The sequence below is a fragment of the Kocuria dechangensis genome (genome assembly GCF_014636775.1).
In the GTDB taxonomy this organism is placed as follows: domain Bacteria; phylum Actinomycetota; class Actinomycetes; order Actinomycetales; family Micrococcaceae; genus Kocuria; species Kocuria dechangensis.
Map to the genome: position 1 here is coordinate 37,393 of NZ_BMEQ01000025.1, position 14,101 is coordinate 51,493.

Annotated in this window: 12 protein-coding genes and 1 pseudogene; 5 read left to right on the plus strand and 8 right to left on the minus strand. The window is 72.2% G+C overall.

All coding sequences use genetic code 11. The annotated features are described in order from the left end of the window. Positions 1-72 precede the first annotated feature (72 nt). Both IEW07_RS16885 and IEW07_RS16890 read left to right on the plus strand, forming a co-directional pair. Positions 73-936 carry a transketolase gene (locus tag IEW07_RS16885; RefSeq protein WP_188539379.1) on the plus strand — a complete coding sequence of 288 codons (864 nt, stop codon included), beginning with the start codon at positions 73-75 and terminating at the stop codon, positions 934-936. Continuing rightward, on the plus strand, positions 933-1,967 hold the full coding sequence (locus tag IEW07_RS16890) for a transketolase family protein (protein ID WP_188539381.1): 1,035 nt from the start codon (positions 933-935) through the stop codon (positions 1,965-1,967). The genes IEW07_RS16885 and IEW07_RS16890 overlap by 4 nt, the downstream gene beginning before the upstream one ends. 250 nt (positions 1,968-2,217) lie before the next feature. Here IEW07_RS16890 and IEW07_RS16895 read toward each other — a convergent pair whose 3' ends face one another. Then, positions 2,218-2,991: an SDR family NAD(P)-dependent oxidoreductase gene (locus tag IEW07_RS16895; protein WP_188539382.1), complete on the minus strand. Its 774-nt coding sequence runs from the start codon at positions 2,989-2,991 to the stop codon at positions 2,218-2,220. Positions 2,992-3,235: 244 nt separating this feature from the next. On the opposite strand from IEW07_RS16895, the gene IEW07_RS16900 reads away from it, so the two are divergent. Both IEW07_RS16900 and IEW07_RS16905 read left to right on the plus strand, forming a co-directional pair. Continuing rightward, positions 3,236-3,790, plus strand: a complete 555-nt coding sequence (locus tag IEW07_RS16900) for an IclR family transcriptional regulator (RefSeq protein ID WP_188539384.1) — start codon at positions 3,236-3,238, stop codon at positions 3,788-3,790. A gap of 374 nt (positions 3,791-4,164) precedes the next feature. After that, on the plus strand, positions 4,165-5,466 hold the full coding sequence (locus tag IEW07_RS16905; RefSeq protein ID WP_188539387.1) for an Nramp family divalent metal transporter: 1,302 nt from the start codon (positions 4,165-4,167) through the stop codon (positions 5,464-5,466). A 213-nt stretch (positions 5,467-5,679) separates the two neighbouring features. On the opposite strand, the gene IEW07_RS16910 is transcribed toward IEW07_RS16905, so the two are convergent. From IEW07_RS16910 to IEW07_RS16920, 3 genes and pseudogenes are all read right to left on the minus strand, one after another. Then, positions 5,680-6,852 (minus strand): YbfB/YjiJ family MFS transporter, encoded by a 1,173-nt coding sequence (locus IEW07_RS16910; protein WP_188539389.1) that lies wholly within the window; start codon positions 6,850-6,852, stop codon positions 5,680-5,682. A 159-nt stretch (positions 6,853-7,011) separates the two neighbouring features. Beyond that, the gene (locus tag IEW07_RS16915; RefSeq protein WP_188539391.1) at positions 7,012-8,190 is read right to left on the minus strand and encodes a glycosyl hydrolase family 8; all 1,179 of its coding nucleotides are present in this window, start codon (positions 8,188-8,190) and stop codon (positions 7,012-7,014) included. 415 nt (positions 8,191-8,605) lie between these two features. Next, positions 8,606-9,354: pseudogene (locus IEW07_RS16920) on the minus strand (MmyB family transcriptional regulator). A 204-nt stretch (positions 9,355-9,558) separates the two neighbouring features. On the opposite strand from IEW07_RS16920, the gene IEW07_RS16925 reads away from it, so the two are divergent. Beyond that, the gene (locus tag IEW07_RS16925) at positions 9,559-10,581 is read left to right on the plus strand and encodes a zinc-dependent alcohol dehydrogenase family protein (protein WP_188539393.1); all 1,023 of its coding nucleotides are present in this window, start codon (positions 9,559-9,561) and stop codon (positions 10,579-10,581) included. Positions 10,582-10,800: 219 nt separating this feature from the next. On the opposite strand, the gene IEW07_RS16930 is transcribed toward IEW07_RS16925, so the two are convergent. The 4 genes from IEW07_RS16930 to IEW07_RS16940 all read right to left on the minus strand — a co-directional run bounded on the left by IEW07_RS16930 (position 10,801) and on the right by IEW07_RS16940 (position 13,871). Further along, positions 10,801-11,844 carry an NAD(P)-dependent alcohol dehydrogenase gene (locus tag IEW07_RS16930; protein ID WP_188539395.1) on the minus strand — a complete coding sequence of 348 codons (1,044 nt, stop codon included), beginning with the start codon at positions 11,842-11,844 and terminating at the stop codon, positions 10,801-10,803. Continuing rightward, a complete protein-coding gene (locus IEW07_RS21655; protein ID WP_308738238.1) occupies positions 11,787-12,803 on the minus strand; it encodes an MFS transporter in 1,017 nt (338 codons plus the stop codon). The genes IEW07_RS16930 and IEW07_RS21655 overlap by 58 nt, the downstream gene beginning before the upstream one ends. Beyond that, positions 12,743-13,246: an MFS transporter gene (locus IEW07_RS21660; protein WP_308738239.1), complete on the minus strand. Its 504-nt coding sequence runs from the start codon at positions 13,244-13,246 to the stop codon at positions 12,743-12,745. Before IEW07_RS21660 ends, IEW07_RS21655 begins: the two co-directional genes overlap by 61 nt. A 280-nt stretch (positions 13,247-13,526) precedes the next feature. Beyond that, entirely contained in the window at positions 13,527-13,871 is a 345-nt protein-coding gene (locus IEW07_RS16940) for a hypothetical protein (RefSeq protein ID WP_188539397.1), read from the minus strand. Positions 13,872-14,101: the final 230 nt, after the last annotated feature.

The following is a 14,101-nucleotide window of genomic DNA, read 5'->3' on the forward strand; positions in this document are numbered from 1 at the left end:
CGCGCAATCCCCGCACGGCCCCCCTGCCCCTCGGGGCCCGCGTCCCGACCCACATCACTCGAGGTGAAGCTCATGCCAACAACCACCGAACCGGCTCCCGTCCAGACCGAGCGCCTGCAGCGGATCAAGGAGGCGGCCTTCCGCATCCGCACCAATGCCCTGATCCAGGCCGAGGTGCAGGGGCAGGGCTACATCGGCCAGGCCCTGGACATCGCCGACGTGCTGGCGGTGCTCTACGCCGACCAGCTCAACCTGCGCCCGGAGGAGCCGGAGTGGGAGGGCCGGGACCGCTGCCTGCTCTCCATCGGCCACTACGCCCTGGCCCTGTACGCGGCCCTGGCCGAGGCGAAGTTCCTCCCGCTGGAGGAGCTGGAGACCTACGCCACCGACGACTCCCGCCTGCCGATGTCGGCGATGGCCTCCTACACCCCGGGGGTGGAGATCTCCGGCGGCTCCCTGGGCCACGGCCTGGTGATCGCCAACGGGGTCGCCCTGGGGCTCAAGCGCAAGCACAACCCCGCCTTCGTCTACAACATCCTCTCCGACGGGGAGCTCAACGAGGGCTCCACCTGGGAGGCCGCCTCCGTGGCCGCCCACCACGAGCTCGACAACCTCATCGCGATCGTGGACTTCAACGACCAGCAGGCCGACGGGAAGTCGACCGCGATGCTGGGCATGGAGCCGATCGAGGGGAAGTTCGAGGCCTTCGGCTGGATCACCCGCCGGGTCGACGGCAACGACGTCGCCGCAGTGCTCACCGCGCTGGAGGAGCTGCGGGCCCTGGAGGCCGCCCAGCCGCGCTGCCTGGTCGTGAACACCAAGCTCGGCAAGGGCGTCGACTTCCTGGAGGACCGGGAGAAGCTGCACTTCATGACCGTCGCCGCCGACGAGTGGCAGACGGCCCACGACCGACTGAAGGAGTCGTCCCAGGCATGAACACCACCCAGAGCACGAGCACCGTCCAGAAGAAGCGGCTGACCTCCGACGCCATGAGCGCCTCCATCGCCAAGGAGGGCCAGCGCACCACCGCCGCTCCCCTGGGCCACGCCCTGGTGGAGCTGGCGCAGCGCGACGAGCGGGTCGTGGGCCTGTCCGCGGACCTGGCCAAGTACACCGACCTGCACATCCTGCGCGACGCGATGCCGGACCGGTTCTACCAGATCGGCATGGCCGAGCAGGCTCTGCTGGGTGCGGCCGCCGGCCTGGCGATGGAGGGCTTCGTCCCCTTCGCCTCCACCTACTCGGTCTTCGCCACCCGCCGGGCCTACGACTTCCTGTGCCTGGACATCGCCGAGGCCAACCTCAACGTCAACATGGTCTGCGCCCTGCCGGGGCTGACCACCGGCTACGGGCCCTCGCACCAGGCCACCGAGGACATCGCGATCCTGCGGGGCATGCCGAACCTGACCATCGTCGACCCGTGCGACGCGGTGGACATCGAGCAGGCCGTCGGCCAGCTGGCCGCCCACGACGGGCCCACCTACATGCGCATCCTGCGCGGGAAGGTCCCGCGGGTCCTCGACGAGTACGACTACACCTTCGAGCTCGGCAGGGCCAAGCTGATCCGAGACGGGGCCGAGGTGCTGCTGATCTCCACCGGGCTGATGACCGAACGCGCCCTGGAGGCCGCCAGGGCCCTGGAGGCCGACAAGGTCGATGTGGCGGTACTGCACGTGCCCACACTCAAGCCCCTGGACGAGGCCACCGTCCTGCGCGAGCTCGGCAAGGACCGGCTGGTGCTCACCTGTGAGAACCACACCGTCATCGGCGGTCTCTTCGACGCCGTGGCCCACGCGGCCGTGCGCGACGGCATATTCCGGCAGATCACCCCGATCGGGCTGCCCGACGAGTTCCTCGACGCCGGCGCCCTGCCCACCCTCAACGACCGCTACGGGGTGTCCACCGCCAAGATCGTCGAGCGGATCAAGACACTGCTCCACCCGCGCCACACCGAACGCACCGACTGAGCACGGCGGGCACACCGCACGGGTGCGGGCCGGACGGAGACCTCTCCGTCCGGCCCGCACCTCTGTCCGGTCGCTGCCCCGCCGGTGGAGGACGCCGGTGGAGGACGGAGGCCCGCCGGTGGAGGACGCCGGTGGAGGCCCGCCGCAGCGCGGACCGGAGCCCTGCGCCGTGCCGGTGGGGCCTCCCCCGTGTGCACGACGGCGCCCGGACCCTCGGAGGGCCCGGGCGCCGTCGTGCCTGGGGCGGGCGTCAGTGCATGTGGCTGCCGCCGTTGATGTCCAGCGTCACGCCGGTGAGGTAGGAGGAGTCCTCGGAGGACAGGAAGGTGATCGCCGCCGCGACCTCCTCGGTCGTGGCCGTGCGCCCCACGGGGATGTCGCGGGCGATGGCCGCCTCCTGCTCCGGCGTGCTGCCGACCCGGATGTTGGTGTCCACCGCCCCGGGGGTGACCGCGTTGACGGTCACCCCCGTGCCGCCCAGCTCCCTGGCGAGCGCCTTGGTGAAGCCGAGGATCGCGGCCTTGGCCGCGGAGTAGGGCACCTTCCCGAAGACCCCGCCGCCGCGCTGGGCGGAGACGGAGGACATGTTCACGATCCGGCCCCAGCCGTTCTCGATCAGCTGCGGGAGGAAGGCCCTGGTCACCAGGTAGGTGCCGGTGGCGTTGACGTCCATGACCCTGTGCCACAGCTCCAGGGTGGTGTCCAGGAAGCTCACCGGAGAGGTGATCCCGGCGATGTTGACCACCGCTCCCACCGGCGGCAGGTCGCCCGCGGCGACTTCGGCGGCCACGGCCTCGTGGGCTGCAGCGACCGAGGCCTCGTCGGCCACGTCGATCGCATGGCCGAAGGCCGGCACGCCGCACTCCTCCCCGATGCGCCGGGCGACCTGCGCGGACTTCTCCCCGTCGAGATCCAGGATCACGACCCCCCAGCCCTCCCGGGCGAAGCGGCAGGCGGTGGTGACACCGATGCCGCTCTCGGAGGTGGCGCCGGTGATGACTGCGGTGCGTTGAATGCTCGACATGATGCTCCTCGGATGGGTCAGGAATGAACGGGTCACAGGCTGCGACACGGCCGGACGGCCCCGTCGTGGGGCTGCGCGGAAGGGCGCCTCCCGCCCGCCGGGGCGGCGCCGTCGGCATGGACGGCCGTCCGCCGCTTCGGACTGTGTGCCACATCACGGTACTTCAGTTGACTGTTGACAGTCAACGTTTACTCCAGGAGGATCGTTCCGAGGTGGTGATCCAGCCCACAGACGAGGAGTCCAGATGGAGGAGCAGTCGAACGCCGCGGCGGCCAGGACGGGCCGGGCGGCCCTGACCACCATGGTGGACCTGCATCGCGCCACCGGTCGCGCCGTCCACCTGAGCGTGCTGGAGGGACGTGACGTCCTGGTCGTCGAGTCCCTGACCGGGCGCACGACGCCCCCGGCGCCGCCGCAGACCGGCGAGCGCCTTCCCGCCCACGCCACCGCGGCGGGCAAGGCGATGCTGGCCCACTACCCCGCCGAGTGGCTGGCCCTCTACCTCGAGCGCCCGCTGGAACGAGTGGGACCGCAGACCATCGCCTCCATCGCCGACATGCACCGCGACCTCGAGGACGTCCGGGCCCACGGCACTGCCTGGGACCACCAGGAGTCCGGCGCCGGAGCCTGCGCCGTCGCCGCCGCCATCCGCCGGGCCGACGGCCTGCCCCTGGGGGCGCTCAGCATCAGCGGGTTCTTCGGCGCCCTCGCCGGCACACGATCGGCGTCCGCGCTCAGGGACGCGGCCGAGTGCTTGAACGGTCGGATCCGCGCCGATCCCCGGTTGATCCATCTGTGAGGAACGGCCACCGGCCGGTCCCCGGACGAGCCGGCAACGGCCCACGCTCCGGTCGTGCGAACTGCTGCTGAGGGCCCACGAGCATGCGGCCGGGACCGCCGTGCTGAGGGCTCGCGGTGCTCCTCAGCCTTCCGGTGGGAAACTCCGCGACTGTTCGCCCTGTAGGGTGACTCGGGACACAAGGGCTCCGGTGTGGATCAACTCCGGTGTGGATCAGTGCTGTCCGCTCGACGCATTCGACCCGTTCGACCGGCTCCGGTCCCTCGGGGACCTGGGTTCCCCGGCCCCGAACAGCGACCTCCCGGATCAGCCGTCCTGCGCCGACCCCTGCCAGGAGCCGTGGCATCCACACGACCGATCTCACAAGGAAATAGATGAGCCACCAGAACGAAACAGATTTCGCGGCCCACGAAGCCCGCGCGGACGACGACGGCGGTGCTCCCGCCAAGTGGAAGATCGTGGGACCCGGCCTGGTGGTCGCGGCCACCGGAGTGGGCGCCGCCGACATGGTCGCCACGCTGGTGGCCGGTTCCCGGTACGGGTACGGCCTGCTGTGGGCGGTGGTGCTCGGGGTGATCCTCAAGATCATCCTCGTGGAGGGCGCCGGACGCTTCACCCTGGCCACGGGGCGGACCATCTTCGAGGGCTGGCGGTCCCTGGGCCGGTGGACCACCTGGTACTTCGGTCCGTACATCATGATCTGGGGCTTCGTCTACGGAGCCACGGCGATGTCCTCCGCGGCCCTGCCCCTCGCGGCGGTCTTCCCCGTCCTCCCGCTCTGGGCCTGGGCCATCATCATGGGCCTCCTGGGCTTCGTCATGGTGTGGTTCGGGAAGTACGCCACCTTCGAGAAGATCACCGCCGCACTGGTCGGCCTGATGTTCGTCACCGTCGTGGGACTGGCCGTCATCGCGACCCCCAACATCCCCGAGATGCTCACGGGCCTCGTGCCGATCATCCCGGAGGGCGGCGTGCTCTACACCCTGGCCCTGGCCGGCGGCGTGGGCGGCACCATCACCCTGGCCGCCTACGGCTACTGGCTGCGGGAGAAGGGCTGGTACACCCCCAAGTGGATGCGCGTCATGCGGATCGACAACTCCATGGCCTACGTCGTCACGGGCGTCTTCGTCATCGCCATGCTGATCGTCGGCGCCGAGGTGGTCCGTTCCGCCGGCCTGGCGCTCAGCTCCGGCGACGAGGGCCTGCTCGACCTCTACGCCGTGCTCCGGGCGGAGTACGGCGACGTGGTCGGCACCGGGTTCCTCATCGGCTTCTGGGCCGCGTCCTTCTCCTCGATCATCGGTGTCTGGAACGGCGTCTCCCTCATGTTCGCCGACTTCTGGGGCAACATCCGCGGCAAGGAGTCCGGCCACCCCGACACCCGCGTGGGCGGGAAGTACTTCCGCTTCTACGTGCTGTGGCTGACGTTCCCGCCCATGATCCTCTTCGCCCTGGGCCAGCCCATCGGCCTGATCCTGGTCTACGGCATGCTCGGCTCACTGTTCATGCCCTTCCTCGCCCTCACCCTGCTGGGACTGCTCAACGGCAGGCGGATCCCGAAGAAGTGGGCCAACAAGCTGCACACCAACATCGCCCTGGGCATCACGGCCCTGCTGTTCGCCGTCCTGGGCGCGCAGCAGCTGGTCAAGACGCTCGCGCCGGTCCTCGGCGGCTGAGGCGCAGGATGTGGATCCGCCCTGCCGGGCGGTCGTGCCGCACCGCGCGGCCCCGCCCCGGCAGCCCACCCCGGATCCGCGCCGACAGGAACGACCCCCGTGGCGGTGCAGGAGAACATGCACCGCCACGGGCGTGCAACCCCTCGGCACCCGGGCGCCGCGACCTCCTGCCGCGATCAGCACGGAGAACACCCGCCGGGCGCGGGGAGGACCTCATCCGGCGGCGTGCCTGTCGGAGCGGATGAGCAGGGTGGGGATGGCGGCCACGGTCACGATGACGGCCCCGAGCACCAGGGCCGGGGCGTAGCCGCGGCCCAGCAGGGGCGCGGCGGCCAGCGGGCCGAGGATCTGCCCGATGCTGAAGGCGATGGTGAGGATCGCGGCCGACCGCGGGACGCCCATGCGGGCCCCGGTGCCCATGCCCAGGGAGACGATGCCCAGGAAGGTCCCCCCGAAGACGACTCCGGCGAGCAGCGCCACCCCGCTGCCCGAGAACACCGCGGGTAGCAGCATGCCGGCGGCCTGGACCAGCAGCGCGGTGCGCAGCACCGTGGCCGGCGGGAAGGAGGAGGCTAGGCGGGCGTAGAGCGCCGAGGAGGGCAGGGCCGCCAGGCCCACGACCACCCAGGCGCTGCTGCCGATCCACCCCGGGGAGGTGGCGCGGATCGCGGCCACCAGGAAGGTCCCGGCGATGATGTAGCCGGCGCCCTCCAGGAAGTAGCTGACCACCAGCGCCACGAAGGAGCGCCGGACACCCGGACGCGACCCGACCGGGGCGCCGGCCCCCGGCGCCGGGGCCGCGGCCGGGACGGGAGCCGGTGAGCGGCCCACCGGCAGGATCCAGGCCGCCGCGCACAGCACCGCGGCGGTCCCCGCGCAGGCCCACCAGGCCGTGCTCCAGGTCCCGGCGCCCTCCAGGGCCAGCACGAGCACCCCGGACAGCACGATCCCACCGCCGATGCCGCCGTAGACCCACCCCCCGCTGCGCGCTCCGCCCTGGGACACGTGGGCGGCCACGACCCCGGCCACGGCGATGAACACCACGGCGCTGGCCACACCGGAGCACACCCGGGCCACCGCCCAGGCCGGCACGGAGGCAGTCGTGGCCATGGCGGCCAGGCTGGCGACCTGGACGACCAGCCCGGCCCGGAACGCCGGGACCGACGAGGTCACAGCCGGCCGCACCAGCGCCAGCACGGCCCCCAGCAGATACCCCAGGTAGTTGGCGGTGGCCAGCTGCGCCCCCTGCTCCGGGGCCAGGCCGGCCTGGTCCTGCATCAGCGGCAGGATCGGGGTGAAGCCGAACCGGCCCACCCCCATGGCCAGCGCCATCGCGGCGGCCCCGGGGACGACGACGGCCCACACGCTCGGTGTCTTCTGCAGCATGGGCGGGAGTCCTCTCATGGTGACGCCGAGTCGGCTCGGCCTGCTCCGGAGCCGCGATCACCGCCCGATCAGCAGCGGCTCCGACCGGTCATCGCAGCACCGACGGTCCTCAGCATGACACTGCCACGGTGAACACCGCCTGCACAGCGGCAGAGCCGGTCAGGGGTTGAGCGCGTACCGGGTGAACGGCACCATGCACAGCAGCTGGATCGAGCTCGAGTAGTACTCGGAGTTGGTCGTGCGGGCGGCCAGGTAGCTCCACAGGGAGTTCAGCCACGCCTGGTCCCCGCCCCAGCGCGCCCCCACGGTCATGGGCGCGATGAAGCACAGGTCCTGGTAGGCCCCGCCGGTCATGGTGGCCCCGGCCAGGGTGTAGCCGGTGGGCAGCTTCGCCGGGTTGCCACCGGCCTTGCCCCGGGCCCAGGTGGAGATGCGCCCGGCGGCGGTCCGGGCGTCGGGGTGCGCGGCGGCTCCGAGCCGCCACGGGGTCCGGCAGGCGTTGTAGTAGTAGCGCCCGTCGTGGGCGGACTCCAGGGTGTGGGCCGGGGCGGGCTTGATCGTCGCCGGGGCCCCGACGGTGAAGTCGGGCAGCAGGCCGGTGGCCGGCGAGTAGACCGTGTGCAGCCTCTTGATCGCCGCGACGTGGCGGTTCCACACCGTCGTCCAGCTGGTGTCGCCGGTGGCCCGGTAGAAGGCGCCCAGGTGCCCGATCATCCAGTCCGAGGGACGGGAGACGTTGTCCCAGGAGCCCGAGGACCAGTCGCCCAGGCGGAGCAGGCCGGTGGTGGGCGAGATGAGCCGGCGCTTGATCGCCGCGATCCGGTTCTTGGCCAGGGCCAGGTAGTTGTGCGTCCCGGACGAGCCCCACCGCCGGTGGCCCATGAGCCAGCCCATGGCGATGTCGAGGTCTCCGTCGGTGGCGCTGTCGCACCCGTTGTGGGAGACCATGTTCCCGTCCTGCTCCGCGGCGTGCAGACCGGGGTCGAGCCGGGAGGGGTGGTCCAGGACGTAGCGGGTGATCCCGTCGAAGTAGGTGCGGGCCATGGGGTCGGCCGGCGCCATCTGGGCGCAGAGCATCAGCCCGTAGCCCTGTCCCTCGGCGACGTAGGCGTTGGCGCCGTCCTGCGCGTCGGCTCGCACCGCCCACCAGCCCCGGGCCGCGTTCTGCCGGAGCAGCTTCTTCCACGTGCTCCACAGGGCCCGGGCGGAGGCATCGCGCTGGAGCTGGGTGGTGTTGGTGGGGGTCAGCACGGTGCCGGCATGGGCTGCGCCGGCCGGGCGGACGAGGGGGACGGTGGCCAGGGCGGCGCCCAGTCCGAGAAGGGCACGTCGTTCCATGGGGGGATGAATCCTTGGGGTCGGGGATCCTCGGGCGCGGGGGGCGCCCTCGAGGCGCGGGGGGACGCCTCAGAGGTGTGCGGAGGGCGGGGGAACCGACCGCTGACAAGCAGGCCGTAGCAGGAACAGGGAGAACGAGACGCAGGGGGCGGAAGAAAGGGACCCGGACCGATGGATCCGTCGAGTCCGTTACCGGGGTGTCCCGACAGGACGATAGCCCCAATAACATGTAAATGCTATGGCAAACGGAGGTCTCCTCACCGGAGCTCCGACTCATGTGACGCGCGGTCGGTGACGCGCCGGCCCGCTGGGGGTCGTGGAGAGCGGCAGAGGCCCCGGAACGGCGTCGTGGATCGTGCCATCCGTCATGCCGTGCCTTCCTCCCCAGTGGCTGCGCCGGAGGAGACGCCCTGGTTCAGCGCTGGGGGACGGCGGGGTGCTGGTCGGCGCTCCAGGAGACCAGCAGCCGGAGCCGCTCGGCCGAGGGCGAGCCGGGTTCGGCGGTGTAGATCATGAAGACCTGTCCGGGTTCGGCGGTGACCGCCAGCTCCTCGTAGGCCAGGGTCAGCTCCCCGACCAGCGGGTGGTGGAAGCGCTTGGTGCCGCTGCCGTGGGTGCGCACGTCGTGGGCGCCCCACAGGGCACGGAAGGTCTCGCTGCGGGTGGACAGCTCTCCGACGAGGTCCTGCAGGGCCCGGTCGTGCGGGTCGCGGCCGGCCTCGGCGCGCATGATGGCCACGCACATCGCCGCGAAGGCCTCCCAGTCGGGGTAGAAGTCCCGTGAGGCGGGATCGAGGAACTGGAAGCGGGCGAGGTTGGGGGTGCGCCCGCCGTCGCCGATCAGCGGGGAGTAGAAGGCGCGCCCGAGCGCGTTGGTGGCCAGCAGGTCCTGGTGCTGGTCCCGCACGAAGGCGACCCCGCCGGTGATCGACTCGAGCGCCCACTGCAGGCTCGGCCGCGCCGTCGCCGGTCTGGTGCCCCGGCGATCGCCCCGCGCTCGAGCTTGGCGTAGTACTCCACGCTCACCCCCGCCAGGGCCGCGACCTCGGTGCGCCGCAGCCCCGGCACCCGCCGGTTCCCGACGGCAGGGAGGCCGGCCTCCTCCGGGGTGAGCTTGGCCCGGCGCGACATGAGGAAATCGCGGACCTCGGTGCGGTTGTCCATCCCGCCAGAATAGGTCGCCGCCGGTGCGTGAGGGATGCCCTGCCGGTACACCCCTCGACAGGGACTCCCTCACCGCCGACGAGGAGGGTTGGCTGGGGAGCCTGTCACCTCCGCCGTCCGGTCCCCCCGGGCCTCGGCCCTGAACCGGCCGCCGGACCAGACGGTGCAGCACCACCACTCCCTCACCACCACAAGGAGCACCCCATGCGTGGAGTCATCATGCACGCCCCCGGCGACGTCCGGGTCGAGGACCGCGAGACCCCGACCCTCGTCGAGACGACCGACGCGATCCTGCGCGTCGCCGCCGCCTGTGTCTGCAAGTCCGACCTGTGGCCCTACCGCGGCATCGAGGCCGTAGACGGCCCCGCCCCGATGGGCCACGAGTACGTCGGCGTCGTGGAGCAGGTCGGCGAGGACGTGGAGAACATCGAGGTCGGCGACTTCGTCCTCGGCTCCTTCTTCGCCTCCGACAACACCTGCGAGATCTGCCGGGCCGGGTACCAGACCCACTGCGTCCACCGGCAGCCCGGTGCCGCGACCGGCGCCCAGTCCCAGTACGTGCGGGTGCCGCTGGCCGACGGCACCCTGGTGGCCACCCCCGGCATGCCCGACGACGACCTGATCCCGTCCCTGCTGGCCGCCTCCGACGTCCTCGGCACCGGCTGGTTCGCCGCCGTCGCCGCCGAGGCCGGCCCGGGCAAGACGGTCGCGGTCGTCGGCGACGGCGCGGTCGGCCTGCTCGGCGTCCTGGCCGCGAAGCAGCTGGGCGCCGAGCGGATCATCACCATGTCCCGCCACGCGGACCGGCAGGCCCTGGCCCGCGAGTTCGGCGCCACCGACATCGTCACCGAGCGCGGCGACGAGGGCGTGGCGAGGGTCAAGGAGCTCACCGGAGGCCTCGGCGCGCACTCGGTCATCGAGGCCGTGGGCACCCAGGAGTCGATGATGCAGGCCATCCGCTCCACCCGACCCGGCGGCCACGTCGGCTACGTCGGCGTGGCCCACGACGTCGCGCTGCCCGGCGAGGAGCTGTTCTTCTCCGGGGTGCACCTGCACGGCGGCCCCGCCCCGGTGCGCCGGTTCCTGCCGGAGCTGATCGAGCTGATCTGGGACCGGACGATCGACCCCGGCAGGGTCTTCGACCTCACCCTGCCGCTCGAGCAGGCCGCCGAGGGCTACCGGGCAATGGACGAACGCCGCGCCATCAAGGTCCTGCTCGCCCCCTGACGACGCAGGAGGACGAACGATGGAGGTCCTCCCCTGCCGCCCAGCGTGAAGGGCCCGGAGCAGACGTTCACCGGGGACGTGTGGTTCGACCGGCGCTGACCGCTCCCGGCCCGAGGCCTGCCGCGGGGGCGCAGGCACGGCAACGGCCCACCAGCAGTGCGGGTTCTAGCGGTCGTTGCCGTGCCCCCGGCCGCGCTCGGCCCGGTGGGAGGCCCGGGGTCAGGCCAGGGTGGCGGCGTCGATGACGAAGCGGTACCGGACGTCGGAGGCCAGCACGCGCCGGTAGGCGTCGTTGATCTGGTCGGCGCCGATCAGCTCGGTCGCGGGGACGATGCCGTGCTCGGCGCAGAAGTCGAGCATCTCCTGGGTCTCGGCGATGCCGCCGATCATCGACCCGGCGTAGGAGCGCCGGGCGCCGATGAGCGAGAAGACGTTGAGGCTCAGCGACTCCGCCGGGGCACCGACGTTGACGAGCGTGCCGTCCACCGCCAGCAGGGACAGGTAGGCGTCGACGTCGATGCTCGCGCTGACCGTGTTGAGGATCAGGTCGAAGGTGCCGGCCAGCTGCTCGAAGGTGGCCGGGTCGCCGGTGGCGAAGTAGTGGTCAGCGCCCAGCCGCAGCCCGTCCTCCTGCTTCTTCAGCGACTGGGAGAGCACCGTCACCTCCGCGCCCAGGGCGTGGGCGATCTTCACCGCCATGTGCCCCAGCCCGCCCAGGCCCACGACGGCGACCTTCCGGCCCGGACCCGCGCCCCAGCGGCGCAGCGGGGAGTAGGTGGTGATGCCCGCGCACAGCAGCGGCGCGGCCGCGGCGACGTCGAGGGACTCGGGCACGCGCAGGACGAAGCCGGCGTCGACCACCACATGGGTGGAGTAGCCGCCCTGGGTGATGGTGCCGTCGCGGTCGCCGCCCCCGTAGGTGGGCACCATGCCCTCGAGGCAGTACTGCTCATCATTGCTGCGGCAGTTGGTGCACTGCCCGCAGGAGTTGACCATGCACCCGACCCCGACCCGGTCCCCGACGCGGTGGCCGGTGACCTCGGGCCCGACCTCGGCGACGGTGCCCACGATCTCGTGGCCGGGCACCAGCGGGTAGGGCTGGGGCCCCCAGTCGCCGTTGACGGTGTGGATGTCGGAGTGGCAGATGCCGGCGTAGGCGATCTCGATCAGCACGTCGTGGGGGCCGACGTCGCGGCGGGTGATGGTCACCGGCTCCAGCGGTGCGGTCGAGGACGGAGCGGCATAGGCGTTGACGGTGCGCAAAGGGTTCTCCTGGTGTGATGGGGGTGGGGAATCGGTTGGACGGACGGTATGAGGGACGGCTCCGGACCGGGCCGGTCGAGGACCTCGACGGCGACGGGCCCGGCCTTCACGTCTGCGAGGCGCTCGACCCCGGACTCGACGGTGCCCTCCGGGGACAGGGCCTGGTCACGGGCGGGCTGGGGCAGCGGCGCGGTGGCCGGGCCCCGAAGCAGGGTGCGGTGCGTGATCACGGCCAGGGCCACGGACACAGCGGTGACCACCCCCAGCGGCAGGATCGCGTCGGCGCCGGCGACGCCCACCAGTGGAGCGGCCAGCCCGCCGAGGGCGAACCGGGCCAGCCCCAGCAGGGAGGAGGCGGTGCCGGCCAGCTGCGGATAGTCCTGCAGAGCCAGGGAGGTGGTCGGCGGGGTGGTGACGGCCACGCCGCTGACCAGCGACAGCAAGGACACCACGATGGCGATCAGGGGCAGGTCGAGCAGTCCGGTGGCCAGCAGTCCGGCCGCACCGGCCGCGCACATGGCGATCCCGATCACCAGCGTCCCCCGCTGGGACCACCGTTCCGCGAGACGGCCGGCCACGTGGCCGAAGACCATGAACCCCAGCGAGTTCAGCCCGAAGGCCAGGGCGTAGCCCTGCGGGGAGAGCCCGTAGTGGCCCTGCAGGACATAGGTGGCCCCGCTGAGGTAGGCGAAGAGGGCGGCGTTGAGGAACCCTGTGATCAGCACCGCGCCGAGGAAGAGCGGGTCGGCGACCAGCCGCCGGTAGTCCCGGCCGGTCTGGCGCACACCGCCGCCGGTGCGCCGGTGCACGGGCAGGGTCTCGCGGAGGACGACCAGCGCGGCGAGCAGCAGGACCGCCCCGGCACCGGCCAGGAACAGGAACAGCCCCCGCCAGTCGGTCACCCGGGCCAGCTGCCCGCCGGCGAGCGGGCCCAGGATCGCGGCCAGCCCGGCGAGCACCGTGAGGCGGCCGTAGTAGCGGATGAGCGCCGCACCCGAGTAGACGTCCCCCCGGCGGCCTGGGAGATGACGATCCCGACGCCACCGGCCAGGCCCTGGACGAAGCGGGCGAGGATCAGCAGCTCCACCGTCGGGCTGATCGCGCACAGGACGGAGGTGACCACGTAGGCCACCACCCCGATCAGCAACGGGGTGCGGCGCCCGAAGCGGTCCGACGCCGGTCCTGCGACGACCTGTCCCAGGGCCAGGCCGATCAGGCAGGCCGTGATGGTGAGCTGGGCCATCGACGTGGCCGTCTCCAGCTCCAGGGTCAGCGCCGGCAGCAGCGGAAGGTAGAGGTCCATGGAAAGGGGTCCGAAGATCGTCAGCAGCGCCAGCAGCACCGCCAGGGGCCGGCCCACGACGCGCTGCGCTGCACGGGCCCCAGCTGTGGATGTCGTCACTTCACGTCCTCCGTCGAGATCTTCCGGAGCGCCCACGATGGGTCTCCGGGGCGCCGCCGCCACAGCGCGCCGGCAGGTGGCCGACGGTGGGGCAGCACCACCACTTCACCAGGGCGGGAGGATCTGAGGGAGTCCCTGGTGAGGGGTGTACTGGGAGAGCACCCCAGCGCTACGGGCAGCCTCCGGATGCGGCGGTGAAGGGTGGTCCTCGACCTGCCCGGGTCCCGGGCGGGCCGGGTCACCGGTTCCATGGGACCGGTATCCCCCGTGCCGGGTACGGCTACGCGGTGATGGCCAGGTACATGGCGTAGATGTCGCGGCGGGCGCGCTGGGCGGTGTCCACGATCTCGGCCAGGTGCCGGCCGTCGGCGTGCTGGGCGGCCGTCGAGGCCGCCGTGGCGGCCTGGGCCAGTTGCTGGGCCGTGGCGGTGGCCGCCTCCAGTCGCCCGGCGCGGTGGCGCAGCCAGGGAGTTGCGTCCTCGGCGGCACCGGCGCTGCGGGCCCTTTCGCGCAGCTGCTCGAGGCGGCGGGTGGTCTCCTGGGCGGCCTGGGCGGCCTCAGCGGCCTGAGCGGCTTCGGTCGTGGCGCGGCGGTTGACGGTCACAGGCGTGAGAGCAGTGGTCATGGTGTCCTTCTCCAGCGGAAGCGGGCGGAACGGGGTTCCCCGGCACCAGGGCCTGACGGGGAGGGCCGTGCACGAGATCTGGTCGAGCCGGCGCGGGGACTTCCGCCCTGCCCACCTCGGACATGACGCCCGGGCGCCGGCTTCCGGCCCCGGCAGAAAGGGTGCTGCCCGGCAGGTGCCACGGAGGCACCTGCCGGGCAGCACCCGGGGTGCTCAGGCGCTGTGGTGCT

Excerpts from the sequence above, each read along its gene's own strand:
- IEW07_RS16885 (WP_188539379.1), top strand. The coding sequence starts at position 73 with ATGCCAACAACCACCGAACCGGCTCCCGTCCAGACCGAGCGCCTGCAG.
- IEW07_RS16890 (WP_188539381.1), top strand. The coding sequence starts at position 933 with ATGAACACCACCCAGAGCACGAGCACCGTCCAGAAGAAGCGGCTGACC.
- IEW07_RS16895 (WP_188539382.1), bottom strand. The coding sequence starts at position 2,991 with ATGTCGAGCATTCAACGCACCGCAGTCATCACCGGCGCCACCTCCGAG.
- IEW07_RS16900 (WP_188539384.1), top strand. The coding sequence starts at position 3,236 with ATGGAGGAGCAGTCGAACGCCGCGGCGGCCAGGACGGGCCGGGCGGCC.
- IEW07_RS16905 (WP_188539387.1), top strand. The coding sequence starts at position 4,165 with ATGAGCCACCAGAACGAAACAGATTTCGCGGCCCACGAAGCCCGCGCG.
- IEW07_RS16910 (WP_188539389.1), bottom strand. The coding sequence starts at position 6,852 with ATGCTGCAGAAGACACCGAGCGTGTGGGCCGTCGTCGTCCCCGGGGCC.
- IEW07_RS16915 (WP_188539391.1), bottom strand. The coding sequence starts at position 8,190 with ATGGAACGACGTGCCCTTCTCGGACTGGGCGCCGCCCTGGCCACCGTC.
- IEW07_RS16925 (WP_188539393.1), top strand. The coding sequence starts at position 9,559 with ATGCGTGGAGTCATCATGCACGCCCCCGGCGACGTCCGGGTCGAGGAC.
- IEW07_RS16940 (WP_188539397.1), bottom strand. The coding sequence starts at position 13,871 with ATGACCACTGCTCTCACGCCTGTGACCGTCAACCGCCGCGCCACGACC.